The organism is Methylobacterium sp. 1973 (assembly GCF_040545035.1).
Lineage (GTDB): Bacteria > Pseudomonadota > Alphaproteobacteria > Rhizobiales > Beijerinckiaceae > Methylobacterium > Methylobacterium fujisawaense.
Genome location: NZ_JBEPLA010000007.1, coordinates 45,668 through 70,705 on the forward strand (window position 1 = coordinate 45,668; position 25,038 = coordinate 70,705).

Genomic DNA, 25,038 nt, shown 5'->3' on the forward strand with positions numbered 1-25,038 from the left:
ACGGCCGGCCCGTGCTGGTGCGGGCCGGGCCGGCCTCCTCAGCGTCGATCCAGCCGGGGACGTCCGCCGGACGTCCCCGTTCCCCGGTCAGGCCGCGTCCGGCATGCGGTCCAGGAGCTTGTCGAGGGTGATCGGGTAGTCGCGCACGCGGATGCCGGTGGCGTTGTAGATCGCGTTCGCCACCGCGGCGGCGATCCCCGAGATCCCGAGCTCGCCCACGCCCTTCGCCTTCATGGGCGAGGACCGCGGGTCGACCTCGTCGAGGAAGATCACCTCCTGATGCGGGATGTCGGCGTGGACCGGCACCTCGTATCCGGCGAGGTCGTGGTTGGCGAAGAAGCCGCGCTTGGTGTCGACGGCCAGCTCCTCCATCAGGGCCGCCCCGGTGCCCATGACCATCCCGCCGATCACCTGGCTGCGGGCCGATTTCGGGTTGAGGATGCGACCGGCCGCGCAGACCGCCAGCATCCGCCGGACCCGGACCTCGGCGGTGTAGACGTCCACGGCGACCTCGACGAAATGCGCCCCGAAGGTCGAGACCTGCTGCTCTTTCGAGACCTTGCCGAACTCGATCGTGTCCTCCGCGACCAGCTCCCCGTCCGCGGCCGCCTGGGCGAGCGGGATCGCGCGGTTGCCCGCGCGGACCTCGCCCTCCTCGAACACCGCGTCGGTGGCGTTGAAGCCGAGCTTCTGCGCCACGGACTCCCGCAGCTTCACGCAGGCCGCATAGACGCCCGCCGTCGACGAGTTGGCGCCGAACTGGCCGCCCGAGCCCGAGGAGACCGGGAAGTCCGAGTCGCCGAGCCGCACCGCCACCTTGTCGAGGGGCACGCCCATCATCTCGGCGGCGGTCTGGGCGATGATCGTGTAGCTGCCGGTGCCGATATCGGTCATGTCGGTCTCGACCGTGACCGTGCCGTTGCCGTCCAGCCGCACCCGGGCGCCCGACTTCATCACCATGTTGTCGCGGAACGCCGCCGCCATGCCGAGGCCGACGAGCCATTGCCCGTCCCGGACCTGGCCGGGCTTCGGGTTGCGCTTGGCCCATCCGAACTTCTCGGCGCCGAGCTTGAGGCAGCCGACGAGGTCGCGGTGGGAGAAGCGCAGGTCCGGCTGGGTCGGGACGACCTGCGTGTCGTTGCGGATGCGGAACTCCACCGGGTCGAGGCCGAGCTTCTCGGCCATCTCGTCCATGGCGACCTCGAGCACGGCGAGGCCCGGGGCCTCGCCCGGCGCCCGCATGGCGTTGCCCTCGGGCAGGTCGAGGTGGGCGAGCTTCATGGCGGTGAGGCGGTTCTTCCCCGCGTAGAGGAACTTGGTCTGGTTCACCGCCGTCTCGGGATCGCCGTCCGGCAGGTTGCCGGAAGTGCTCTCATGCGCGATCGCCGTGATGGTGCCGTCCTGCGTGGCGCCGATCCGGACCCGCTGGATCGTGGCCGGCCGGTGCGTGGTGTTGTTGGCGATGAGCGGGCGCGTGAGCGCGACCTTCACGGGCCGCCCCGTCGCCTTGGCGGCCAGCGCCGCCAGCACCGCGTCGGCGCGCACGAACAGCTTGCCGCCGAAGCCGCCGCCGACATAGGGGGCGTCGAGCCGGACCTTGTCCTTCGGCAGGCCGAGCATCTTGGCGAGGCTGCCGTGGCCCCAGCCGATCATCTGGTTGGCGGTCCAGAGCGTCACCCGGTCGCCGTCCCAGGCCGCCGTCGTGGCGTGCGGCTCCATCATGGCGTGGCTCTCGTCGGCGGTCGTGTAGGCCGCGTCGAGGGTCACGGGCGCCTGCGCGAAGGCCCCCTCGAAATCGCCGACGCGCTCCTCGCCGTCGCCGCCGCTGCCCTCGCCGCTCTCGGCCGGGACCGGCTCGGCGGTCTTCGCCGCCGCCGCGAGGTCGAAGGCGCCGGCTTCCGGGGCGTACTCGACCGCGACCAGGAAGGAGGCCGCCCGGGCCTGCTCGAAGGTTTCGGCCACCACCACGGCGATCGCCTGGTGGTAGTGCTGGATCACGTCGCCGCCGAACAGGTAGGCGACGTTCATCACGCCGCGCTCGATCCGGGGCGTGTCGAGGGTGGTGACGATACCGATGACGCCGGGGGCCTGCCGAGCCGAAGCGGTGTCGATGCTGCGGACGCGGCCCTTGGCAATGGCCGAGCCGAGCACGTAGCCGTAGGCGGCCTCGGGCGCCGCGTCGTGGCGCTCGTAGGCGTAGGGGGCGGTGCCGGTGGTCTTGTACTTGCCGTCGATCCGGTCGGTGGGCTGGCCCACGACCTTGAGCCGGTCGATCGGGTTCGGGCCGGCGGGGGTGTCGAACTTCATGGCTCAGGCCCTCGCTTGGTTGAGCGCGGCGCCGAGGGTCCGCTCGGCGAGCTTCAGCTTGTAGGCGTTCTCGGGGGTGGGCTTGGCGTCGGCGAAGACCCGGTCGGTCACGGCCTTCGCGCCCTTCGGCAGGTCGGCCTCGGCCGCCGCGTCCCGCCAGGGCTTGGCGGCGACGCCGCCGAAGGCGACGTGACCCGTCCCGTCCTTGCCGAGGATGGCGGCCACCGAGACCAGCGCGTAGGCGTAGGAGGCGCGGTCGCGGACCTTGCGGTAGATATGCGTGCCCGCCACCGGCTTCGGCAGCGTCACCGCGGTGATGAGTTCGCCGGGCTCGAGGTTCGTATCCCGTTCGGGGGCGTCGCCGGGCAGGCGGTGGAACTCGGCGATCGGGATCCGGCGCTCCGTGCCCGCGGCATCGACCGTCTCGACGGTGGCGTCGAGCACCCGCATGGCCACCGCCATGTCGCCCGGATGCGTGGCGATGCAGGCGTCGCTGCCGCCGATCACCGCGAGCTGCCGGTTGACCCCGTCGAGGGCCGAGCAGCCCGAGCCGGGCCGACGCTTATTGCAGGCCTGGGCCGTGTCGTAGAAATACGGGCAGCGGGTCCGCTGGAGGAGGTTGCCGGCGGTGGTCGCCTTGTTGCGTAGCTGGCCCGAGGCGCCGGCCAGCAGCGCCCGGCTCAGGACCCCGTAATCCTTGCGCACCCGCGGATGGGCCGCGAGGTCGGTGTTGCGCACCAGGGCGCCGATGCGCAGGCCGCCCTCCGCGGTCGGCTCCACCGTGTCGAGGCCGAGGCCGTTCACGTCCACGAGGTGGCGCGGGGTCTCGATCTGCAGCTTCATCAGGTCGAGGAGGTTGGTGCCGCCGGCGATGAACTTGGCGTCGGGCGTCCCGGCGACGGCGGCGGCGGCTTGAGCGGGCGTGCTCGGGCGCTCGTAGGTGAAGGACTTCATGCCTGCCCCCCGGCGACTTCGGTCATCGCCTCGACGATGTTGGAATAGGCGCCGCAGCGGCAGATGTTGCCGCTCATGCGCTCGCGGATCTCGGCTTCGGTGACCCGGGGCGCGGCATCGAGGTCGACGGTGACGTGGCTCGGGATGCCGGCCTTGATCTCCTCGAGGACGGCCACGCCCGAGCAGATCTGGCCCGGCGTGCAGTAGCCGCACTGGTAGCCGTCGTGCTTCACGAAGGCCGCCTGCATCGGATGGAGCTGGTCCGGCTGGCCGAGCCCCTCGATCGTGGTGATCTCGGCGCCCTGGTGCATGATCGCGAGCGTCAGGCAGGCATTGATGCGCCGCCCGTCGACGATCATCGTGCAAGCGCCGCACTGGCCATGGTCGCAGCCCTTCTTGGACCCGGTCAGGTGCAGGTGCTCGCGTGCTGCGTCGAGCAGGCTGGTGCGGGTGTCGAGGTCCAGCGTGCGCCGCTCGCCGTTCACCGTGAAGGTGACGGTGGCGAGGACCGGCGCGTCGGTCCGTGCGGTGGTCTGTGAAGTCCCGGCACCCCGGTCCTGGGGCGCGGCGGCGGTAGCTCCCACCATCAAGTTTCTCTCCGGTTCAGATCACAAGGGCAGGGACGGCGCGTCTCGGTCTCCGGGCCGGCGCCGCCGCCGACGCGCGTCGGCCCATCGAAGGCGGGACACCCGGGGAAACACCGACACCCTGGATTGGCTCCAAGGTAGCGCCCACGTCCCCGATGGTCAGGGGGCGACGGGATCATCGACCCGAAAATCGCGGGCCCCGCGGTCGGAGGCCGCGGGCCCGACCGATCATGAGACGCATGCGCGCCGATCGCGGTGCGGCGCTGCGGGTGGCGCCCGGCGGCGGCCGGGGACGTTGACGCCAAACGAAAGGGCCGACCCGAAGGCCGGCCCCATCGTGCGCCCTGCGAAAATTCCTACTCGGCCGCCGTCATCTCGGGGGTGTAGTGGCCGCACCAGTCCTGGGCACCGACAATCGGCCACAATCCCTTGGACTCGGGCGCGGGCTGGCTGACCGGCGGGTTGAAGCGGCACAGGCCGGCATCGTTCTGGGCGACGGCGCCGTTGCCCTTGTGCTCGTCGAAGAACCGGCAGGTCTCGCACTTGGCGTTCATGGTCAGGCTCCTGTGAGGCCGGCGGCCGGGGCCGCCCTGGCGGGGAACGGAGAGCGTGGACCTTAGAAGTGATCCAATCTGCTGGCCCAACGTCGGACGGATCCGGCGGGTTCCCCATCGGGTAAGGCCGGCGACGGCCCTCACCCGGCCGCGGCGAGGTCCGATCCGGCGGCGACCGCCACCGCGGGAGCGCCGACCGCCGCGGCGTAGTCGGCGATCGGGCGCGGCTTGCCGAACAGGTAGCCCTGCATCTCGCCGCAGGCCTCCTCCGTGAGGAACTTCATCTGCGCGTGGGTCTCGACGCCCTCCGCGACCACGCCCATGCCGAGGCTGCGGCCGAGGCTGAGCACGGCGCGCACGATCACGGCAGCCTGCGGTCCGGTCCCGAGCTGCGCCACGAAGGAGCGGTCGATCTTCAGCTTGTCGAACGGGAAGGCCTGGAGGGTGGCGAGCGACGCGTAGCCGGTTCCGAAATCGTCCATGCTGATCCGGATGCCGTAGCCCTTCAGGCGCCGGAGGATGCCCACGGCCCGCGCCATGTCGTTGATGATGATGCTCTCGGTGACCTCCAGCTCCAGGCGGTCCGGCGACAGGCCGGTCTCTGCCAGGATGGCCAGGACGGACTCGGGCAGATCGGGCTTCTGGAACTGGCGCGGCGAGAGATTGACGGCGACCTTCAGGGGCTGTGCCCATTGCGCCGCCTCGCGGCAGGCCTCGCGCAGCACCCAGTCGCCGAGCACCACGATCAGGCCGGTTTCCTCGGCGAGCGGCACGAAGACGCTCGGCGCCACGCTGCCGCGGACCGGGTGCGTCCAGCGCAGCAGCGCCTCGAACCCGACGAGCGCCCCCGTATAGCCGTCCACCTGCGGCTGATAGTGCAGGCTCAGGGTATCGTCGTCGAGAGCCTGCCGCAGGTCGCGTTCGAGCATCCGCCGCTCCTCGGCCTCCTCGTCCATGGCGGGGGTGAAGATCCGGTACGTGCCGCGGCCCTCGGCCTTCGCCCGGTAGAGGGCGAGGTCGGCGCGGCGGTAGAGGGGCTCCGCATCCATTCCGTGCTCGGGCGCCAGCGCGATGCCGATGCTCAGGCCGACGCCGACCCGGTGCCCGGCCACGCTGAACGGGCTGTCGAACAGGGCGATGAGGCGCTCGGCCAGGGCGGCGGCCTCCGCCGCGCCCCCGTCCGAGAGCACGGCGAACTCGTCGCCTCCGAGCCGGGCCACCGCCCCGTCCCCCGCGGCGCGCCGCAGGCCGGCCGCCACGCGGCGCAGGAGTTCGTCCCCCGCTTGGTGGCCGAGGCTGTCGTTCACGCTCTTGAAGCCGTCGAGGTCGAGGTAGAGGACCGCGCAGGCGCCCCCGCGCAGGGCGATGTCGGCGAGGCTGCGCGCGAGGGTCTCGTGGAAGAGCGCCCGGTTCGGAAGGCCGGTGAGCACGTCGTGGCGCGCCAGGCGGGCCACTTCGGCCTCGGCGGCCTTCCGCTCCGTGATGTCGGTGAAGGTCCGGACGAAGCCGCCATCCGCCAGCGGCACGGTGCGGATCTCCAGCACGAGGCCGTTCGGCCGCGCCCGCTCGTGGACCTGCGTCTGCCCGGCCTCGCCGCGCTCGATCCAGGCCCGGGAGGAGCGGTCCGTGAGTCGGCGCTCGCGGCGGCTTGCCTCATGGCGCAGCACCGCCCGGTAGCTCGGCTGCGCCTGCATCATCGCCCGGGGCAGATCGAGGAGCGCCAGCGCCCGCTCGTTGCACACGCGCACCGCACCGCCCGCGTCGACCATGATCAGACCCTGGTCCATGCTGTCGAGGGTGGCGTCGAGCAGCAGGGTCTTCTCCCGCAGCATGTGGCTCTGTCGGGCCAGGGCGACGTTGATCCGGCGCAGGTGGTCCAGCATCAGCGTCAGCGCCGCGAAGGCCAGGATCACGGCCATCATGGCGGCGATGCCCCCGGCCAGCACGCCGCGGGCGAGACCGAGCTGCGGGATCGCCAGGGCGGGATCCGGCACCACCCGGGCGGCCGCCATGGCCAGGAAGTGCAGGACCGCGATGGCGAGGGTCAGGACGGTCGCGGCCGCGAACCGGGCCCGCGGGCCGGCGGGCCCGACATGGATGGCCATCCCCACCGCCGAGAGCAGGCAGCCCGCCGCGATCGCCGTGACGGCCAGGGCCGGGTCCCAGGTGAAATGCCCGGGCAGCCGCACGCCGGCGATGCCGAGGAAATGCATGCCGGCGATGCCGATCCCCAGCACCAGGCCGGCCCCGGCCCCCGCCCAGCGCGACGGCGTGGCCCGGGCGAGCAGGAAGGCCGCGGTGGCGGCCGCGATGGCGACCAGCAGGGAGAGCAGGGTCGTGCGTGGCTCGTAGCCGAGCACCACCCCGGGATCGTAGCCGAGCATGCCGATGAAGTGCGTGCTCCAGATCCCGGCTCCGATCGAGAAGCCCGAGGCCAGGAGCCAGATCGGCCCGTGCCTGTGGGCCTGGACGCGCTGCTCGAGCTTGAGGGCGACCGCGCAGGAGATCCAGCAGATGCAGGCCGCCAGCGCCACCACCCAGGCGGTGTGTTCCTCGGTCAGGCAAGCGAAAGCGCGATACATCGAGGTGCCCCGCCCATCTGCGATGGCCGGAACCGTAACCTGCGGATACTAATCAGAAGTTGCATAAACTGCGGTCGCGGACGGCCCGGCACCCGCGGGCGGGCGTTTCCGGCGCGATTGTCACATCCCTTCAGCGCAGCCTCTTTGCCCTATAGCCTCGCCCGGGTCGCGGCGACGAACGGGCCGCGCCGGCCTTCAACCGTGGCTTTCAACCGGCCGCACCGCGAAATCCGCCAGCAGCTCCTGGAGTTCGTCCTCGTGGACGAGGCGTGCCGCCTCTTCGGGGGGGAACCATCGCAGCGTGCGCTGATCCTGCTCCGGCCAGCGCGCATGCTGGGCTTCGACCCGCAGCGGGTAGACGCGGACCATGCAGGGGAACGCCCGGCCGTGATCGAAGCGCTTCTGATAGTGGTACCGACCGACCGGGCTCGCCGCGATCTGCCCTTTGAGACCCGCCTCCTCGAAGGCCTCCCGTTCGGCCGCCTGATGGGCCTTCCGGCCGGACATCGGCCAGCCCTTCGGAATGATCCAGCGGCCCGTATCCCGCGAGGTGATCAGCAGGATCTCGATCCGGCCCTCCGCGTCGACGCGGAACGGCAGGGCCGCCACCTGCTTGAGCGGCTTCAGCGGTTTGACATGCGCCTTCCGGAGCAGCTTCTTCAGGTTCGGCCGCTTGGATGACGTCTTCAGCGCCGACCTCGGGGATGTTGGGGGGCGGGGTTTCTGATGTTGCTTTTGCAAGGCCAAGACACCTCGCGCTTTTACATAAGTTTAATACGATCCCAATTCAGCCCGTGCGGATCGGCACCGAGCCATGCCCGCAGCGCTGTGCTCATCCCCGGCAGCCCGCTTGTCTCGGGCCGGCTCCTCCGCGAAAGCTCCTGCGTCAAATGTCCACGAGGCACGGTATGCCGGTCGAGATCGAGCGCAAGTTCATCGCGAACCCGTCGGTTCTGGCACTGTGCCGGGAGGGGACGCACTTCGTTCAGGGCTATCTCTTCACCGACGCCGCCAACACGATCCGGATCCGCCGCGCCGGGGCGCGCACGCTCATCACGTGGAAGAGCCCGCGCCGGGGCGCCTGCCGGGACGAGATCGAATTCGCCATCCCGCCCGAGGACGGCGCGGCGCTCCTCGCCACGGTGCCGCCCGACCGGCGGCTGGAGAAGACCCGCTACCGGGTCGTCCATGCCGGAGCGACGTGGGACGTCGACGTGTTCGGCGGGGGGCTCTCGGGCCTGATCCTGGCCGAGATCGAGCTGGAGCGCGAGGACCAGCCGGTGGTGCTGCCCCCCTGGGTCGAGGGCGAGGTCACCGGCGACGCGCGCTACCGCAACTCGCGCCTGGCCGCGGGACTGGTGCCGGAGCGGCAGGCGGCTTGACCGTCTGCGCCCCCGCCGGATCCATCGGGTTGGACAGGCGGCGTTCCGATGGGACGCCGCCAAGCGCCGGATTGCCGGGACGAGCCGCCCGGCGTGCCGCTCCCGGGGCTGACGGATCGAGCCGGTTCCGGACCTGATGGAGCCCGCCGGCCGAGGGCGCCGGACCGGCTTGCGAAGCCTGTCTGCGCGGATGGCTCGAGACCTTCAGACCGTGCAGTCCCTGACGGATCCGGGCGAAGGCGCCAGAACCGGTCAGCGCAGCCTGGGTCAGCGCAGGGCCGGCGGAAGGCGCCGCTTCCAGCGTTCCCCGAGCCGCAGGTCCTTCGTTCGCCGCCCGGCCGTCGATCGCGGCGACGGACCTTGACCGGACGCGGCCGCCAGGGGGGGCGCCTCCGCGACGGGCAGGGGCGGCTCTGCGGCCGGACGCGGCGGTGCCGCCTGCACCTGGGGGGCGATGTCCTGCTCGGACGCGGGAGCCCGGATACGACGCGGCCGCCGCACCCGAGGTGCCGGCACGGCCTCGTCCGCCGGTTCGGCCACCGGCTCGTCCGGAATCTCGAACATGGGGACGAGGCTCGGCAGAACCCGGCGAGCCGGTGTCTCCGGCGCCTTCCGTTCCGGGCGTTGGGCCGGTGCCGCCTGAGGCACGGATGCCGGCGGCTCCATCGCGGCCTGCGCCAGTTCCGGCCATAGAGTCTTGTCCGGGCGGGAGCGCGCTTCAGTGGCAGTCAGCGATGTGCGGGCCGGACGGGTCTGCTTGACTTCGACCATGAACGGTCGCGCGCTGCGGCGCTTCATGTAAGACGATCCTTGGAAGCATTCGAGCCCGCACATCGGCGGCACGAACATATCCAGGTTAAGCCTGATCTCGGCCGTTGTCCAGAAAGACGGGCGCGTACTGATCAAATTTCTTTGTAGTTGAAATCGGCTGCCGTCATATCCAAGCGGTGAGCCGAGAAATGGAAGTCGTGTTCACCGGGGCCATTCAGGAAGGTGTTGCGTGCTGCCGCAGGACGGGCGCCACCCGGCCGGCCCGCGTGCGGGAGCTGCGGCGGCGAGGACCAGGGTCCTTCCGGATCGGGCGGCCTGCGCCGGCCCGGAGCTCGGCCGGCGCCCGCACCCGGACGCTGCCGTCCGTGATCGTCACCGCGGCGGTGCCGGACGCGACGCCTTGCAGCGCTGCAGGGCGCCCTGGATCGTCGCCGACAAAGTCATCACCTCGGCGAGAACTTGCTCATGGCCGATCGTCGCGCGTGATGATCGGCGATCGATCGCCGACGTCAGTTCAGGCGCCGTCGCTGCTCCACCACGTGCCGCTGTGCCAGCCGCCGTCCCAGCGCCATCAGCAGCGCGTCCGCCTGGGCCTTCAGCACCGGATCCCCGGCGGCGACGATCGCGTCCTGCGCGGCGATGGCATGCTCGACCGCCCGGTCCAGCGGCGTCTCCCCGGCACCGGGCGTGACCTCATCGGAGAGGCCCTCGCTCGCGCGCAGCCGCGTGACATCCACCAGGATTCCGCGACCGCCGGCCGGCCGGCCCGTATGGTCGCCGAAGATGCGGCCGCGGGCCAGAACCCAGTGCGTCCGGCCGTCGATGGAGATCACCCGGTACTCGGCGATGTACGGGCTCCCCTCCGCGGCGCTGCGGCGGATCAGGCCGATGACCCGTTCGCGGTCGTCGGGATGGGTGATCCCGTCGTAGAACGCCAGCGGGAGACCCGCTTCGGCCTCGGCCGGATCGACCGTGAAGAGGCGAGCCGCGAAGGCATCGACCCGTACGCGGTCCGTGGCGGCATCCCAGTCCCAGTGTCCGATCATGTCCGCGGTCTCGCCCGCGATCGGGAACGCCCTGGAACGGTTCCGACCGGCGTGCGGCTTAGTCTTGGGCATGGCGGTGTTCGTATTCGTCCCCGATCACCTCTTATTAGGATGTCTGTCACAACCTCAAGGGATTCTTAGCGCAATTATGCAACTGTTGCTTGCTGGGCACTCGCGTGTCGGCATTCTTCTGTATTATGAATGCTCCCGCCAGCCTGCGTGCCGAAGCTTGACCGCCGATGGGACCCAAAGCACCTGATCCGGGCGGATCCTCCGGGGATGCGGCGCCGGAGGACAACCCGTTCGATCACCGGGCCCGTCCGCCCGAATCGGCGACGGGGCGGCTCCTGCAGCGGATCGCCGAAGCCCTGGCGATTCCGGCAGCCACCCTGTACGGCCCGCGCGCCGCCGAACGGGACGATGGCGGTGCCGAACGGCGCGCCGACGAGGCGGAGGCTCTCCTGTCCGCCTTCCGGCGGATCGAGGATCCCGAGCTTCGCCATCGTCTCCTGGACCTCGTGCGGAATCTCGCGGAGCGACGCGCATCGGCTCACCCGTGACGCGCTTCGCCCCTGATCCGCTTCGCCCGTGACGTGCTTGGCCCGCCACGTGCTAACCTTTGCCGGGTTGCAACGCTCGGGCGAGTCGGCATGCTGAACAGACGATCCTTCATGGCCCTGTCGGGCGCCGCCCTCGCGGCCCCGGCCTTGGCGCAGGGCAGTGCCGCGCGGACGCTCAAATTCATCCCGCAGGCCGACCTGACGGTGCTCGATCCGATCTGGACGACCGCCTACGTGACCCGCAATCACGGGCTCGCCGTGTTCGACACGCTCTACGGCACCGATGCGCGCTATGCCGCCCAGCCGCAGATGGTGGCGGGCCACACGGTGGAGAACGACGACAAGCTCTGGCGCCTGACCCTGCGGCCCGGGCTGACCTTCCACGACGGCAGCCCCGTGCTCGCCCGCGACTGCGTGGCGAGCATCGCCCGCTGGGGCAAGCGCGACGCCATGGGCCAGACGCTCATGGCCTACACGGACGAACTCTCGGCCCCCGATGACCGGACGATCCAGTTCCGGCTGAAAAAGCCCTTCGCACTCCTGCCGGAGGCCCTCGGTAAGGTCGGATCCTCGATCTGCGCCATCATGCCGGAGCGGCTCGCCAAGACCGACCCGTTCACGCAGGTGACCGAGATGGTCGGCAGCGGCCCCTTCCGCTTCAAGGCGGACGAGCGCGTCGTCGGCGCCCGGGTGGTCTACGAGCGCTTTGCCGGCTACGTCCCCCGCGAGGGCGGCGAGCCGCAATGGACCTCGGGTCCGAAGCGCGTCTTCGTCGACCGGGTCGAGTGGCACGTCATTCCCGACCAGGCCACCGCCGCCTCGGCCATGCAGACCGGCGAGATGGATTGGTGGGAGCAGCCGCCGGCCGATCTCGTTCCGACCCTGGGCGGGCTCACGACGCGGATCACCGACCCGACCGGCCTGATCGGCTGCCTGCGGATGAACCAGCTTCAGCCGCCCTTCGACAACCCGGCCATCCGGCAGGTGCTGCTGAAGGTCGTCGACCAGACCGACTTCATGCAGGCGGTGACCGGCACCGATCCCAAGCTGATCCACGTGCCCACCGGGTTCTTCTGCGCCGGCCTGCCGATGGCGAGCGATGTCGGCCTCGATGTCCTCACGAGCAAGCGCGACTACGAGGCGGCCAAGACGGCGCTGGCGGCGGCGGGCTACAAGGGCGAGAAGGTGGTGCTGATGGGCGCCTCGGACTTCCCCAGCCTCAAGGCGCTCGCCGACGTGGCGGCCGACATGCTCACGCGCGCCGGCTTCAACGTCGACTATCAGGTCATGGACTGGGGCTCTGTGGTGCAGCGGCGCGCCAAGAAGGACCCGATCGCCCAGGGCGGCTGGAGCGCCTTCTGCACCTTCTGGGCGGGGCTCGACCAGGCCAACCCGGCGGTCAGCGCCTTCCTGCGCGGGACCGGGCAGAGCGCCGCGATCGGCTGGCCCACCAGCGAGAAGATCGAGGCGTTGCGGGACCAGTGGCTGGATGCTCCGGACACCGCCGCGCGCAAGCAGCTCGCGGGCGCCCTTCAGCGGCAGGCCTTCACCGACCTGCCCTACCTGCCCCTCGGGCAATACTTCAACCAGACCTCGTACAAGCCGTCCCTGACCGGCGTGCTCGACGGCGTGCCGATGTTCTGGAACGTGAAGAAGGGGTGACGGGCGGCGGACCGCCGTCCCGACCCGGACCTGCGGCACGGCGGTCGCTCCGAACCAGACCGAGGCCCCGGCGTCGGGAGCCGCCCGCCGTGTCTCCGTCCCGGCGAGCGGCGCCGGCAACCCGGAATCGCGGGACGTCGCCGAGCGTCGCGCGGCCTGGATGGCCGCCGGATGGCGCTTCGCGGCCCGCAGGTGCGGCAGCCCGGCGCGCGCGCCTGCAGGCGATCGCGGCCGTCAGCCTGGCGGACGCATACGCCGTCGGGCTTCGACAGATCCGATCCGTTGAAGCCCGATGGCGCTTCCCAGCCGCGGCGGCCGCGGGTTAAGCTGAGGTTGGCACAGGTCACAACCAGAGATGACCGGCCCGCGAGGAAGCCCGAGACGAGACGCCCGGCCCGCCGCTCACGGGGGCCCCCGCGGCGACGTCGAGCCCCGTGCGGGCCCGGCCGTTATCTGGAGCCGTGACCTGGATCGATCCGGACCCCGGGGGGCCGGCCCGAGCCCACGACACGCGCGAGGATAGGCCATGGACGACGCCGCCCTGGAACGCTCGGCGATGCGCAGGATCGGCTGGCGGCTCGTGCCGTTCCTGATCCTCGCCTACTTCGTGTCCTTCCTGGACCGCGTGAATGTCGGCTTCGCGGCGATCCAGATGAACCACGATGTCGGCCTGTCGGCGACCGTGTTCGGCTGGGGCGCCGGGATCTTCTTCCTCGGCTATTTCCTGATGGAGATCCCCAGCAACCTGATGCTGGAGCGCTTCGGGGCGCGGCTGTGGATCGCCCGGATCATGGCCACCTGGGGCCTGATCTCCGCCGCCATGGCGCTGGTGCAGGGGCCGTGGTCGTTCATCGCCCTGCGCTTCCTGCTGGGGCTCGCCGAGGCCGGCTTCTTCCCCGGCGTGATCCTCTACCTCACCTACTGGTTCCCCTCCGCCTACCGGGCGCGGATCATCGGGATCTTCATGATCTCGATCCCGATCTCGTCCTTCCTCGGCTCGCCGATCTCCGGCGCGCTGCTCAACGTGACGGGGTTCGGCCTCGCCGGCTGGCAGTGGCTGTTCATCCTCGAGGGCCTGCCGGCGGTGGTCCTGGCCGTCGCGGTCCTGTGGTTCCTGCCGGACGGGCCGCGGGAGGCGGCGTGGCTGCCGGCGGCCGAGCGGGACTGGCTGGAGCGGCAGCTCCGGTCCGAGGCGGCGCGCAACACCCGCCGCGGCGCGCCCGCGAAGCCGCCGCTCTGGGAGATCCTGCGCGACCGGCGGCTCGCCCTCTTCGCGGCGATCTATTTCGGCTCGACGGCGAGCAGCTACGGGCTGTCGTTCTGGACGCCGCAGATCGTCAAGAGCTTCGGCCTCGGCAATGTCGAGACCGGGCTCCTGAACAGCATCCCGTACGGATTCGCGTCCTTGGCCATGGTCCTCTGGGGCCGGCACAGCGACCGGACCGCCGAGCGGCGCTGGCACCTCGCGCTCTCGTTCCTGGTCCTGGCGCTGGGGCTCGCGGGCGGGACGGTCCTCTCGGGGCTCGGCCCGGTCGTGGCGGCGCTGACGGTCGCGGCGGTCGGCGTCTACATGCTCAAGGGGCCGTTCTGGGCGCTCGCGACCGAGCAGATGCCGCCCGCCACGGCGGCGGCGAGCATCGCGGCGATCAACGCGGTCGGAAATCTCGGCGGCTTCCTGGGCCCCTACCTGATCGGCGCGATCAAGGACGGGACCGGCAGCTTCACCCTGAGCCTTCTGCCCCTGGTGGCCTTCGCCTTGCTCTCGGCCGCCCTGTCACTGGTGCCGGGCCGTGCCCCGCGTCCCGACCGGGGTACGCCGCGCCCGTCGACCGTCTGAGCCCGGCGCGGCGGCGAACCGAGTCCGGGACCGGCCGGTTGGCCCTGGTGCCGCCATCGCCCGGCACGGGGCCGATCCGGACCGGATCGGGGCCCGCCGGCCGGGCGCACCGATGACCGGGAGCCGGACCCATGACGTTGGACGACGCCTTACGGGACGCCGTCCGGGCGGAGCCGACGCGTCAGGCCGAGGCGGATCGACCGCGAGGCTCTGCCGATGGTGACCGCCGGCGCGGTCGCCGGCGGACCGCGCGGCTCGCGCGTCGTCGCGGAACATCCCCGCCGGACGATCGAGCCCGGCGGCCGGGCCGCCCGTGACCGAGATGCCGTCAGGAGATCGCCGTGCCCAAGCTCAACGCCATCCTGGAGACGGCGCTGTACGTCGCGGATCTCGACCGCGCCGAAGCCTTCTACCGCGACACGATGGGATTGCCCTGCCTCTTCACGGATTTCCGCATGCGCGCCTTCGACGTCGGCGGCCGCGGCGTCCTCCTGCTTTTCCCGGAGGGCGGGTCCCTGCAGCCGATCGAGACGCCGGGCGGGCTCATCCCGCCGCATGACGGCCGCGGCCCGGCCCATGTCGCGTTCTCGATCGACGCGGACGCCCTCGCGTCCTGGGAGGAGCATCTCGCGGCCTCCGGCGTGGCCGTCGAGGGGCGCACCCGCTGGCCGAGGGGCGGCGTCAGCGTCTACTTCCGCGACCCGGACGGGCACCTGCTCGAGCTGGCCACCCCCGGCCTCTGGAAGGGCTACTGAGGCGGCGCCGGGCCGCGTCGGGGCCGCCTCCAAACGCCAAAGGGGCCGCGTCCTTTCGGACGCGGCCCATTGCGAGCTCGGCTTGGCGCGGCGGTCGGGATCCGACCGCCGCGGTGCGGTCTTAGTAGGAGCCGAACTTGTAGTTCAGGCCGGCGCGGACGACGGCGAACTCGTCGGAACGGCGGCCGATGCCGCTGTAGACGACGGGGAAGTTGTTGGCGGCGTTGATGACGAACGCGCCCTGGTTGCGGGTGTTGCGGTCGAGGTTGACGTACAGGCCTTCGACCTTGAGCGTCACGGCCGAGGAGCGGAAGAAGTTCAGGAAGGAGTCGGTGGGGAGCGCGTACTCGACGCCGCCGCCGACGGCCCAGCCGGTGCGGAAGCTGTCGTTGCCGGCGTAGCCGCCGAAGGAGCGGTCGGCGCTGCCGGAGCCGTAGGCGAAGCCGCCGGTGCCGTACACGAGGGTGCGGTCGAAGGCGTAGCCGAGGCGGCCGCGGACGGTGCCGAAGAAGTCGAGGCTTGAGAGGCCGCGCGGGTCGGTGACGTAGTAGCCGGGGGCCAGCGCGCCGGCGACGAAGGCGTTGTTCCGGTTACGGCCGAAGTCAAGGTACTGGGCGTCGGCCTCGATACCGAACACGACGCCGGAGCCGGGGGTCAGCTGCCAGTTGTAGCCGATCTGGCCACCGCCGGAGAAGCCGTCCTGGCTGCGGTTGCGGAAGGAGGCGACGGTGCCGGGGGCGGCGTAGGGGAACGGCACGGCGAAGGTGTTGCCGGTGTTGCGGTCGCTGGCGTCGAAAGCGTAGCCGGCGTTGATACCGAAGTAGGCGCCGGTCCAGGTGAAGACCGGGACGGGGGTGAAGACCGGCGGCGGGGCGGCGCGGCGCGGCAGGTCGGCAGCCGAGGCGGCACCGGTCAGGAGGGCCGTGGCGGCGCTCGCGAGAAGAAGCTTCTTGATCATCTGGTCCTCTGTCTCCCGTTAGGCGGGATGTGTGCGGGGCGGACAGGACGTCAGGATGTGCGGACGCGATAGTGCATTGTTGCAACAGCGTCGGCGGGGGTCCGGAGGCGGTGGACCGGAAGGTGCGCTGGAGCACATCATCTCGGCGTCGTGATCGAAGGATCGGGAACTATTTCGTGACATCTGCCGCGTCGCCCCGCCGCGATGACCAATATGTCGGGCGTCGCCCGCTCATCTCTCCGCGTCTCGCCACGCGCGGGCGATCCGATCACGCCGAACCGCTTCGGCGAAACGCTTGATCCAAGTTGTTGTCCGCGCCGTCGCGCGCAGTGAGGCTTCAACCGAAGAAGACGCCCGAGGCGACCCCGCGGCGACGTCGCGGAGGGCGCTTCATGGATCGATCGGCCTGCTTCCACGACGCGTCCCAGATGGCTGAACGTCCCCTGGATTCCGACGCCGGTCTGGTTCGGGCCTCGTGCCGGCTGGCGACCGCCCGCTTCCTCGAGGACATCGTGACGATCCTGCGGGAGACGGCCCGGGAGATCGCCGGCTCCGATGGGATTGCCGTGGTGCTGCGCGAGGGCGACGCCTCATTCTACGCCGCCGAGGACGCCATCGAGCCGTTGTGGCGCGGCCGCCGGTTTCCGTTGACGGACTGCGTTTCGGGACGGGCCATGCTCGATGGCGCGACCATCGTCGTGCCGGACATCGAGTGCGATCCCCGGGTGCCGATCGCGGCCTACCGACTGACCTCGATGCGCAGTCTCGTGGTGGTTCCGATCGGCTTCCCCGAGCCGGTCGCCGCCCTCAGCGCCTATTGGTGCGCCTCCGTCATCCCCGACGACGGGACCGTTCGCCGGCTCGAGGGTCTGGCCCGGCACGCGGCGGCGGCCTTGGATCGGATCCGTCCGAGCGGGCCGTGACGGTCGGTGCCGGCCGTTCGGATCCTGCGTGCCGGCGGGATCGATCGGCCGCTCAGGCCGTTCCCCGCCTTCATCGCCCTGCACGGAAGTCCCAGACCCGCCTCATGAAGCGCCTCACCCTCATCGGCATCTTCGTCGCCCTGCTGCTCGCCATTGTGGCGATCGCGGCCACGTGGTCGACGGTCACGCCCGTCAATCCGGCCGTCGCGCCGGATACGTCGTCGACACCCAACCCCACCGCCCAGCGGAAATGATGCGGCATGACGGGCCGCCCGGCGTGCCGATCCTGATCGACCGGACCCGCTTATGAAATCTCCGTCGAGATTCTGGCAAAGAGGCACATTTCTATGCCAGATCATCCCGGTTGTGCGGCCGGGATTCGCGTCATGAGTGAGATTTCGAGGACGCCGATCGACGCGACCGACGGATTCAATACGCCGTCCGACCGGTTGCAGGCCGCCCTCGATGCATCCGGCGTGGTCGGCGCCTGGGACTGGGACATCCGCCGCGGCACCATAGTCTATGATGCCGGCGCGGCCTGGCTGCTCACCGGCGATCCGGCCCTCGCCGGTACGGAGATCAGCGGCGCCGACGCGCTGGCCGCCGTCCATCCGGACGACCGTGCGTGGCTGCTGGACCAGGTCCAGCGGGCCGTGCGGTCGGGTGGTCTGGTGCTGGCCGAGTACCGCGTCGTGCAGGGCGGAGCCGAGCACTGGCTGATCAGCCGCGGACGGACCGTCCCGGATTCCGCGGGGCGTCCGGTCCGGGCGCGTGGCATCATCATCGACATCACGGAACTCCGGGAAGGCGGCGACCGCTACATCTTCACCAGCGCGGCGGCGCCGGACGACCCCTTGAGCCGTGCGGCCGATCTGGCCATCGCGCTGAGGCAGACGCTCGGCGAGGATGCGGCGGCGGAACTCCGCCTCGCGGCCGACGGATTGTTGATGAGCCTCGGCCGCGCCCTGGCCCGGACGATGGGTCGACGCTGAGCGGGATCCGGGTGAACTCCGACCGGACCGCCCACGCGATCCTCCGGGAGGATCCGCCGGGCTGGCCGGGAGGAACGCAAGGCACAGGATCTCGAGGCCGCCCGCGAAGCGTTCGGAACGCGTGCGCCGGACGTTCGGCCGGCCCGGCGAAAGCGTCCGATCCTGCGGCTCTCGGCAGCGGTCCCGCGTCCGCGGCCCTGCGGATCCCGGGCCCGACGAAGCTCCCGAACGCGGCGGCCAGGACACCCGGCCGCCCGAGCCGCTGCGCGGCATGCCAACCTGGGGCGCCTGACGGCGATCGCCGGCACGGTCCGGGGCCACCGCCGACCGTCGCGTCGGAGACGCGCCTGTTCGCGATGCCATTGCCGGTTCCGGCAAGCGGGCGGCTGCGCCGCACGGGTGCCGAATCTGGCCGCCACCCGGGTGTCCATGATCCCGGACGAGCTTCGGTGGCACGAGACGGGTCGTCACGCGATCCCGGTGACCGACGCGGCGCCATCGCCTCTCGGAGGCCGTAGGGCACGAGAAAATCGGAATCTATTCGATGAGTCTTCGTTCGATTTTTACTTCGTTTAAACCCTTGTTGAGCCCAAACGATCTGAACGTAAACCGCTATTTGGAAATCTGCACATGAACGAGACCTTCGATGAAGCCTCCAACACCTTGGCCGTTATAACGGCCGAGCTTGTTGCGGCCTACGTGTCGAACAATCCGGTTCCGGCCTCGGAGTTGCCGGCCCTGATCGCGCGGGTGCATGGCGCGGTCAGCGGGCTCGTCGCCGGGACCCTGACGCCGGAATCCGGGGCGGCGCCCCAGGCCGAGATCGAGAAGCCGGGCGCGGCCCAGGTCCGCAAGTCGGTCCGGCAGGACGGGATCGTCAGCTTCATCGACGGCAAGACCTACAAGACGCTGAAGCGCCACTTGGCCAGCCACGGCCTCGATCCACGCAGCTACCGGGACCGCTACGGCCTTCCGGCCGACTACCCGATGGTCGCCCCGGGCTATGCCGAGCAGCGCTCCGCCCTCGCAAAGGCGATCGGCCTGGGCCAGCCCGGCGCCATGGCCCGTCGCGGCGGCGCGAAGCGCTGATCCCCCGCGGGCGTGACGTCGCCGGACGGCGCCGCGTCCCGTTCCCCCCGACGGAGCCGGGATCTTCAATCGTCCGTCACGGCGACGGACCGGCCGGGGGCAGCCGCGGGGATATCGTCCGCCTCCGTCCGGCCACGGCATAATCCCAAGCGATCAGCCGTCTTGCCGGTCGAGGCGCTGCGCCATCGCCCTTCGCCGCCCGGTGATCGGCAAAGGCGATCGGCAAAGGCGATCGTCTCGGCCTCCCTGAGACGAATCTCCGCAGGTCTCGTCTCGGGACCAGGGTGCATCGCGCTTCGAATCTGTATAGAACAGATCGTGAACAGAGCGCTTCGGATCGGCAGTTTCAACCGCCGACGCGTCCTGTCTCGGATCGCGGTGGAGCCCTGTGGATTGATCGAGAGAGCCTCAAGGCCGACGCGGCTGTACCGTTTCCACTGTACGGACGGCCACGAGCTGGTGACCGACCTGTGCGGCAGCCGGTTGCCCGACGGGGCGCCGATGCGGGCCCATGCCGAGCGCGTCGCCCTCGCTCTGATGGAGCGGGTCGTGGAGCGGTTCGATTGGTCGGGCTGGCAGGTCGAGGTCTACGACGCCAAGGGGCGGCGCGTCTGGATCCGGGCCTTTCCCGACGTGAACGTCGACACGCGGGCCGCCTGAGGCGGGCGGCCGCCGAGAAGGAGAAGCAGATGGCCTACAAGCCGAAATCCGCCGCGGAGACCAAGGCGCGGGATCTAGGGCTCGCCCTCGCCCGGATCGCCGAAGGGGCGGGCCTGCCGGCGAGCATCGGGGTCGATCAGGTGCGGCGCGCGAGTCCGCGGCTGACCCCTCTGGCGGTCGGCCAGATGGTGCGCAAGGAGCGGGACACCGTGGAGGCGACCCTGGCCGAGCGCGGACTGGCGCTCGTCGATTATTCCGATCAGGGGCCGGGTCGCGGGATGGAATTCTGCATCGACACGGCCACCTGAGCGGCTCGATCAGGCGGTCGCCGGGCGGCTGCGCAGGAGACGGCCCAGGAGGCGGAACGGCAGCAGCGGCAGCTTGATCAGCGCCGTGACCACCAAAACTGCCACGACGGTAAGAAGCGCCAGAACAGAGTTCATCATGCGCGTCGGACTCCCATGACCGGCTCGCCCCTCGGGCCGGGAGTGCTACGAGGCGCCCGGAACACGGCGAGACTATGAACGGGTCAGGGCCATTCGGTCGCAGCCGGGCGTCGGGTATGAGCGTGGGCTCTGTGGCTCCGCTCGGGTGGTCCCACCCCGCAGGCCCACGCCGCGCCGTCGGGAAGCGGTTCGGGGAGGAGTTCGACATGTGCAGGCGTCTCGCCGGCGGCTGGGCCGGGTTCGCGGTCACGGTTCTGCTGCCTCTGGCCGGACCAGCCGCCGCCCAAGTCCAGGCTCAGGTCGTCCAGGCTCAGGTCGTCCAAGCTCCGATCGTCCAGGCACAGGTCCATGTGCGCTATGCCGATCCGGATCGGTTCACCGATGCCGAGAACCGGTTCGGCTCCGGGCAGCCGCTCCGGGTCACCCTCGCCGAGCTGACCCGGATCTTCCGAGATCTCGGCACGGCGTGGCTCCGCCCGGATGAGCGCCTCGACATCATCGTCCTCGATGTCGATCTCGCCGGCTTCGAGCGCCCCGGCTTCGCGACGCCGACGGGCCTGCGGGTCGTGACGGATGCGACGCCGCCACGGATCCGCCTCGCCTATGTCCTGCACCGCGGCGGTCGAATCGTCGCGCAGGGCGAAGACACGGTGACGGATATCAACTTCCTGCTGACGTCCAACCCGCGCTTCTCCACCGGCAGCCTGTATTACGAGCGCCAGCTCCTGCGCGACTGGTTCGCCCGGCGCTTTCTGGAGCCGGCGGGCCGCCGCTAGGGCACGTCACCGGCGGTTCGTCCCTGCATTCGTCCTGTCGGATCCGACAGGGCCGCGGACATCCGCCGTGGCGCTCGTGGAGCGCGCTGTGGCGTGGTGGCGTGAAGACCGATGCGATGTCGCGACATCCGGCTTTCCGGACCCGTCGGATGGTCGCAAGACCCGGAGCCGATGGCCGCTTCGACGATGAGGGCGCCCCTATCAAGCCCCGGGGCTGTGTAGTACCTGGTCGTGATCTGCACGACGGGCCGCCCCCGGGCCGGTCGCGGAACGGTCCCCGCTCCAGTCCCGCGGCGCTCGCCCGGGCTGGAGCCTCTTCAGTCGGTCACCGCATGAGCGAGGCCTGCATCTTCTCGGCCGGCTGCAGCGAACTCGCGGACCTGGTCCGGACCTATGATTGGACGCAGACGCCGCTGGGGCCCCTGGCGGATTGGCCCCAGAGCCTGATCTTCACGGTCAGCACCCTGCTGCAATCGCCGGTGCCGATCGTGCTGCTGTGGGGCGAAGACGGCATCATGATCTACAACGATGCCTATTCCGTCTTCGCGGGGGCGCGCCATCCCAAGCTCCTCGGCTCCAAGGTGCGCGAGGGCTGGCCCGAGATCGTCGATTTCAACGACAACGTGATGCGTGTCGGACTGGCCGGCGGGACGCTCTCCTACAAGGACCAGGAACTGACCCTGCACCGCTACGGCCAGCCCGAGCCGGTCTGGATGAACCTCGACTACTCGCCGGTCTTCGGCGCGGATGGTCGGCCCGCCGGGGTCATCGCCATCGTGGTCGAAAGCACCGAGCGGGTGTTGGCCGAGCGCCGCCTGCGGGAGAGCGAGGAGCTGTTCCGCACCCTCGCCCAGGGCATCCCGCAGCTCGTCTGGCGCGCCGCGATCGACGGTGCCTGCATCTGGTCCAGCCCGCAATGGCACGCCTATACGGGTCAGACCGAGGCGACGAGCCGGGGCTGGGGCTGGCTGGACGCGGTCCATGCGGACGATTACGCGGCGGCCGAGACCGCTTGGCGCGAGGCTCCGGTGAGCGGCCACCTCTCCTTCGAGCACCGGCTCCGCAACGCGGCCGAGCAGCGCTTCTGCTGGTTCCAGACCCGGGCCGCCCCGGTCCGCGACGCGCAGGGCCGGATCGTCGAGTGGCTCGGAACCTCGACCGACATCGACGATCTGCGCCAGTTTCAGGAGCGGCAACAGGTCATGGTCGCCGAGCTGCAGCACCGGACCCGGAACCTGCTCGGCGTCGTGCGCTCCATCGCCCAGCAGACGATGGCTCAGACTGGGCCCGGCGAGACGTTCCGGGAGCGCTTCAACGACCGCCTGTCCGCCCTCTCCCGGGTCCAGGGCCTCCTCTCCCGCTCGGATCAGGAGCCGATCACGCTCCGCGCCCTGATCGAGACGGAACTCGCCGCCCTCGACGCTCCGGCCATGCAGGGGCGCATCCGGCTCCACGGCCCCGTGGTGCGGCTGCGCAAGGCGACGGTGCAGACCTTCGCGCTGGCCCTGCACGAACTCGCCACCAACGCGCTGAAATACGGCGCGCTCACCAGCGAGGAGGGGCGCCTGACGGTGACGTGGCGGACCTACCGGGCGGACGATGGCGGCGGCCGGCTGCTGGTGGAATGGGTGGAGGACGGTCTCGTCCGTCGACCGGATTCGGCGGACGCGCCGCCGCGGGGCGGATACGGGCGGGAACTGATCGAGCGCGCCCTCCCCTATGCCCTCAAGGCGACCACCAGCTACGAACTCGGCGACACCGCGCTCTATTGCGCGATCAACATTCCCCTCCCCGACGGAGAAGCCGCAGGCAGCCCCGCATGACCCCGACTCCACGCCCGCTGGCCGGCAGGCGGGTCCTGCTGGTCGAGGATGACTACTTCATTGCCATCGATCTCAAATCCGGCTTCGAGGCGAGCGGTGCCCAGGTGCTGGGACCGGTGCCCAGTGTCGGCGAGGCGCTGGCGCTGATCGCCCGCACGGCCGCGATCGACGCCGCGGTGCTCGACATCAACCTGCAGGACGAGCTCGTCTATCCCGTCGCCGACGCGCTGTACGCGCGGGGTGTGCCGTTCCTGTTCGCGACCGGTTACGATCCGGTCGCGGTGCCGTCCCTCCACGGAGCCGTGGCCCTCTGCCAGAAACCTCTCGACCCGCAAATCGTGGCGCGCGCGCTGTTCGGCTGAAGCACCGGGTCCCGCGTCCGCGCCGGACCCGGTTGTCGGGGCTTCGGCCAATCGGGCGGGTGTTTCCCGTGAAACATCTCCGCCTGCGCGCCGCTCTGCATCGGAGCGCCGTTACTGTCCCGAACGACACGGGACGGGCTTCGGACGGAGCGGCCATGCATCGGCAGGGGATGGTGGGCCCGCCGTGCGGCTCATCGATCCCCGAAGGCGCGCACGAGGGCCCCGGCGGCCAGCCACAATCCTCTCAGGAGCCATCCGACCAGCCGAACCGCCTGGACCAGCAGCTCGATCCCTTCGAGCAGATCGACCAGCCGCCGCAACCGGCCGGGCTGGTGCGATGCCGGCTCGGCCTCGATCGACGGATCGCCCGATTCTCCGCGGTCCTGCATGCCTCCCTCCTCAGCACGGCGCCGGCCTGCGTGCCGTCGGCGTGCCTCACCATGCGGCCTGGAGGCCTGCGGCGAAGACCTGGGCGGTGGCGCCCGGACGCACGTCACCGGTGTAGCCCAGGGTCAACCGCACGCCGTCCGCCACCGGCCCGGTCAGACTCACCCCCAGGACCGCCCCGTCCCGGCCGAGGGCGCTGGTGCGGGCGGCAAACTGCGCCCCGAACAGGCCGGAGCGGACCACCGCGTAAGTGTCGGCCAGCTCGTGCGCCCAATAGGCCCGACCCTCCAGCCGCAGGTCCGGCACGCCCGCGAAGGCCACGCTCGCCACGCGGCCGCCCACGAGGCTGCGCGCCGCGTCGAGATCGGCCACCGCGAATCCCTGGCCGCCCAACCCTTGGCCCCCGACCCCCTGGCCCACCAGGCCGCCCCGCTCGGCCACCCGGCCGCGCGTCAGCCGGTCGTAGCTGAACCCCACCTCCGGCACGACCTCGACCGGCAGATCCACGGCCAGCGCGTACCCGGCAAAGCCCGCCACCCCGCCGTTCCAGCCCGAGGCCAGACCGCTCGCCTGCGACACCGCCGTGCCCAGGGCCACCGTCCGGTCGATCCGCCCGTCCGCGTACGACACCCCCGCCGTCCCGCGCAGCACCACCGGCCCCAGACGCGTCTGCGCGTACAGGCTGCCGCCGTAGCTGTCCGTGGTGAACCGGCCGAGCCCCGCCCCCCGCGACGTGCCGGTCTCGCGCAGGTAGCTGAACGCCCCGCCCACCTGCGTCTCCGCCCCAACCTGCCGGTCGACGCCCACGAGCAGGCCGCCCGCGCCGTAACCGGCGCCCGAGGCCGCCCGATCGCCGGCCCGGTCGCCGAACCCGTACAGCGCGTCCGCCCAGACCCGGCCCTCGCCCACCGCCAGCGGCTGGTCCGGCACCCCGGCGGCGCCGCGCACCTGCAGCGCCGTGCGGTTCGGGCCCAGGCCCGGATCGCCCGCGCCGAACGCCGCCGTCCCGCCGCCCAGCCCGCGCTGGTGCCGGTCGATCGCGTCGGCGATCAGCCGGCGCGCGGAGAGATCGGTCATCACCGCGTCGCCGTAGCTCTGGCCCGACAGGCTGGCCAGGCCGCCCGGCAGGGTGGCCGGGTTGGCCGCGTAGAGCGGATCGTAGACCCGCGCCCGGGCCGCGTCCGGCCGGGTGCCGGCGGCCGGGCGGGCGACGTCCAGCGCCGCGCCCACGGCCTGGGCGTTGCCGGTCTGGGGGAGGCCCAGCCCGGCGAGGTTGCCGTAGGCCGCCGGCGTGATCACGAGGTCGAGGCCGGTGGCGGCGTAGAGGGCGTCGAAGCGCGTGCCGGCCGGAAGCCCCGTCGTCGGCTGGGCGAGGCCGGTGAACGAGCCCGACAGCCCCCCCTTGAGCGGTGAGCACGCCGAAGCGCTGGCCGAGGGCCGGGGTGAAGGCGTTGGTGGCGTTGCCGGTGAGGCCGCGCAGCTCCGGCACGAGGGTGCCCCCCGCCGACACCGTGCTGGTGGCCCCCAGCGCCAGGAGCCGGGCGTAGCTGCCGGCACCCGTGCCGGTGCCGGGTCCGTCGATGTCGAGGCCGAGACGGCTGCTAGGGGCGAAGGCCACCGGGCCG

General features: G+C 71.2%; 26 protein-coding genes. 14 read left to right on the forward strand and 12 right to left on the reverse strand.

What is annotated here, in order from left to right; genetic code table 11:
• Positions 1 to 87: 87 nt before the first annotated feature.
• The 6 genes from paoC to ABIC70_RS15090 all read right to left on the reverse strand — a co-directional run bounded on the left by paoC (position 88) and on the right by ABIC70_RS15090 (position 7,647).
• Complete coding sequence (gene paoC, locus ABIC70_RS15065; RefSeq protein ID WP_043759557.1) at positions 88 to 2,307, reverse strand: aldehyde oxidoreductase molybdenum-binding subunit PaoC; 2,220 nt, start codon at positions 2,305 to 2,307, stop codon at positions 88 to 90.
• A 3-nt stretch (positions 2,308 to 2,310) separates the two neighbouring features.
• Entirely contained in the window at positions 2,311 to 3,261 is a 951-nt protein-coding gene (locus ABIC70_RS15070; RefSeq protein WP_043386121.1) for an FAD binding domain-containing protein, read from the reverse strand.
• The gene (paoA, locus tag ABIC70_RS15075) at positions 3,258 to 3,848 is read right to left on the reverse strand and encodes an aldehyde dehydrogenase iron-sulfur subunit PaoA (protein ID WP_043759553.1); all 591 of its coding nucleotides are present in this window, start codon (positions 3,846 to 3,848) and stop codon (positions 3,258 to 3,260) included. Before paoA ends, ABIC70_RS15070 begins: the two co-directional genes overlap by 4 nt.
• Before the next feature lie 356 nt (positions 3,849 to 4,204).
• Entirely contained in the window at positions 4,205 to 4,402 is a 198-nt protein-coding gene (locus ABIC70_RS15080) for a hypothetical protein (protein ID WP_043353828.1), read from the reverse strand.
• A gap of 140 nt (positions 4,403 to 4,542) precedes the next feature.
• Positions 4,543 to 6,984, reverse strand: coding sequence for a bifunctional diguanylate cyclase/phosphodiesterase (locus ABIC70_RS15085; RefSeq protein WP_043759550.1), 2,442 nt, complete (start codon positions 6,982 to 6,984; stop codon positions 4,543 to 4,545).
• Positions 6,985 to 7,179: 195 nt separating this feature from the next.
• Positions 7,180 to 7,647, reverse strand: coding sequence for an NUDIX hydrolase (locus ABIC70_RS15090; protein WP_051044698.1), 468 nt, complete (start codon positions 7,645 to 7,647; stop codon positions 7,180 to 7,182).
• 245 nt (positions 7,648 to 7,892) lie between these two features.
• Here ABIC70_RS15090 and ABIC70_RS15095 point away from each other — a divergent pair, with 245 nt between their 5' ends.
• Complete coding sequence (locus tag ABIC70_RS15095) at positions 7,893 to 8,366, forward strand: CYTH domain-containing protein (RefSeq protein WP_043348059.1); 474 nt, start codon at positions 7,893 to 7,895, stop codon at positions 8,364 to 8,366.
• Between the two features lie 267 nt (positions 8,367 to 8,633).
• On the opposite strand, the gene ABIC70_RS15100 is transcribed toward ABIC70_RS15095, so the two are convergent.
• On the reverse strand, positions 8,634 to 9,164 hold the full coding sequence (locus ABIC70_RS15100; protein WP_279901006.1) for a hypothetical protein: 531 nt from the start codon (positions 9,162 to 9,164) through the stop codon (positions 8,634 to 8,636).
• A 482-nt stretch (positions 9,165 to 9,646) separates the two neighbouring features.
• Complete coding sequence (locus ABIC70_RS15105; protein ID WP_246410813.1) at positions 9,647 to 10,183, reverse strand: PAS domain-containing protein; 537 nt, start codon at positions 10,181 to 10,183, stop codon at positions 9,647 to 9,649.
• Between the two features lie 239 nt (positions 10,184 to 10,422).
• Here ABIC70_RS15105 and ABIC70_RS15110 point away from each other — a divergent pair, with 239 nt between their 5' ends.
• From ABIC70_RS15110 to ABIC70_RS15125, 4 genes are all read left to right on the forward strand, one after another.
• A complete protein-coding gene (locus ABIC70_RS15110) occupies positions 10,423 to 10,743 on the forward strand; it encodes a hypothetical protein (protein ID WP_182592678.1) in 321 nt (106 codons plus the stop codon).
• A gap of 90 nt (positions 10,744 to 10,833) precedes the next feature.
• Complete coding sequence (locus ABIC70_RS15115) at positions 10,834 to 12,405, forward strand: ABC transporter substrate-binding protein (RefSeq protein WP_354440003.1); 1,572 nt, start codon at positions 10,834 to 10,836, stop codon at positions 12,403 to 12,405.
• A 526-nt stretch (positions 12,406 to 12,931) separates the two neighbouring features.
• Positions 12,932 to 14,242: an MFS transporter gene (locus ABIC70_RS15120; RefSeq protein ID WP_043348042.1), complete on the forward strand. Its 1,311-nt coding sequence runs from the start codon at positions 12,932 to 12,934 to the stop codon at positions 14,240 to 14,242.
• A gap of 341 nt (positions 14,243 to 14,583) precedes the next feature.
• A complete protein-coding gene (locus tag ABIC70_RS15125) occupies positions 14,584 to 14,997 on the forward strand; it encodes a VOC family protein (protein WP_043386105.1) in 414 nt (137 codons plus the stop codon).
• A 121-nt stretch (positions 14,998 to 15,118) separates the two neighbouring features.
• On the opposite strand, the gene ABIC70_RS15130 is transcribed toward ABIC70_RS15125, so the two are convergent.
• The gene (locus ABIC70_RS15130; protein WP_083683604.1) at positions 15,119 to 15,955 is read right to left on the reverse strand and encodes an outer membrane protein; all 837 of its coding nucleotides are present in this window, start codon (positions 15,953 to 15,955) and stop codon (positions 15,119 to 15,121) included.
• Positions 15,956 to 16,383: 428 nt separating this feature from the next.
• Between ABIC70_RS15130 and ABIC70_RS15135 the strand changes: the two genes are divergently transcribed.
• The 6 genes from ABIC70_RS15135 to ABIC70_RS15160 all read left to right on the forward strand — a co-directional run bounded on the left by ABIC70_RS15135 (position 16,384) and on the right by ABIC70_RS15160 (position 19,927).
• Entirely contained in the window at positions 16,384 to 16,878 is a 495-nt protein-coding gene (locus ABIC70_RS15135) for a GAF domain-containing protein (RefSeq protein ID WP_354440004.1), read from the forward strand.
• Between the two features lie 104 nt (positions 16,879 to 16,982).
• Positions 16,983 to 17,132 carry a hypothetical protein gene (locus ABIC70_RS15140; RefSeq protein WP_164706361.1) on the forward strand — a complete coding sequence of 50 codons (150 nt, stop codon included), beginning with the start codon at positions 16,983 to 16,985 and terminating at the stop codon, positions 17,130 to 17,132.
• Between the two features lie 132 nt (positions 17,133 to 17,264).
• The gene (locus ABIC70_RS15145; RefSeq protein WP_354440005.1) at positions 17,265 to 17,870 is read left to right on the forward strand and encodes a PAS domain-containing protein; all 606 of its coding nucleotides are present in this window, start codon (positions 17,265 to 17,267) and stop codon (positions 17,868 to 17,870) included.
• Positions 17,871 to 18,500: 630 nt separating this feature from the next.
• Positions 18,501 to 18,959 carry a Ros/MucR family transcriptional regulator gene (locus ABIC70_RS15150; RefSeq protein WP_043348035.1) on the forward strand — a complete coding sequence of 153 codons (459 nt, stop codon included), beginning with the start codon at positions 18,501 to 18,503 and terminating at the stop codon, positions 18,957 to 18,959.
• 393 nt (positions 18,960 to 19,352) lie between these two features.
• The gene (locus ABIC70_RS15155; RefSeq protein WP_210274908.1) at positions 19,353 to 19,619 is read left to right on the forward strand and encodes a DUF6894 family protein; all 267 of its coding nucleotides are present in this window, start codon (positions 19,353 to 19,355) and stop codon (positions 19,617 to 19,619) included.
• 29 nt (positions 19,620 to 19,648) lie between these two features.
• On the forward strand, positions 19,649 to 19,927 hold the full coding sequence (locus ABIC70_RS15160; RefSeq protein ID WP_043348032.1) for a hypothetical protein: 279 nt from the start codon (positions 19,649 to 19,651) through the stop codon (positions 19,925 to 19,927).
• A gap of 9 nt (positions 19,928 to 19,936) precedes the next feature.
• On the opposite strand, the gene ABIC70_RS15165 is transcribed toward ABIC70_RS15160, so the two are convergent.
• Positions 19,937 to 20,065 (reverse strand): hypothetical protein, encoded by a 129-nt coding sequence (locus ABIC70_RS15165; RefSeq protein ID WP_257787387.1) that lies wholly within the window; start codon positions 20,063 to 20,065, stop codon positions 19,937 to 19,939.
• 206 nt (positions 20,066 to 20,271) lie between these two features.
• On the opposite strand from ABIC70_RS15165, the gene ABIC70_RS15170 reads away from it, so the two are divergent.
• The 3 genes from ABIC70_RS15170 (at position 20,272) to ABIC70_RS15180 (ending at position 23,026) form a co-directional block, all read left to right on the forward strand.
• Positions 20,272 to 20,841 carry a DUF3016 domain-containing protein gene (locus tag ABIC70_RS15170; protein WP_354440006.1) on the forward strand — a complete coding sequence of 190 codons (570 nt, stop codon included), beginning with the start codon at positions 20,272 to 20,274 and terminating at the stop codon, positions 20,839 to 20,841.
• 332 nt (positions 20,842 to 21,173) lie between these two features.
• Complete coding sequence (locus ABIC70_RS15175; RefSeq protein WP_354440007.1) at positions 21,174 to 22,664, forward strand: sensor histidine kinase; 1,491 nt, start codon at positions 21,174 to 21,176, stop codon at positions 22,662 to 22,664.
• On the forward strand, positions 22,661 to 23,026 hold the full coding sequence (locus ABIC70_RS15180) for a response regulator (RefSeq protein ID WP_043759537.1): 366 nt from the start codon (positions 22,661 to 22,663) through the stop codon (positions 23,024 to 23,026). Before ABIC70_RS15175 ends, ABIC70_RS15180 begins: the two co-directional genes overlap by 4 nt.
• Positions 23,027 to 23,217: 191 nt before the next feature.
• On the opposite strand, the gene ABIC70_RS15185 is transcribed toward ABIC70_RS15180, so the two are convergent.
• Positions 23,218 to 23,415 (reverse strand): hypothetical protein, encoded by a 198-nt coding sequence (locus tag ABIC70_RS15185; protein WP_354440008.1) that lies wholly within the window; start codon positions 23,413 to 23,415, stop codon positions 23,218 to 23,220.
• Between the two features lie 46 nt (positions 23,416 to 23,461).
• The gene (locus tag ABIC70_RS15190; protein ID WP_354440009.1) at positions 23,462 to 24,712 is read right to left on the reverse strand and encodes an autotransporter outer membrane beta-barrel domain-containing protein; all 1,251 of its coding nucleotides are present in this window, start codon (positions 24,710 to 24,712) and stop codon (positions 23,462 to 23,464) included.
• Positions 24,713 to 25,038: the final 326 nt, after the last annotated feature.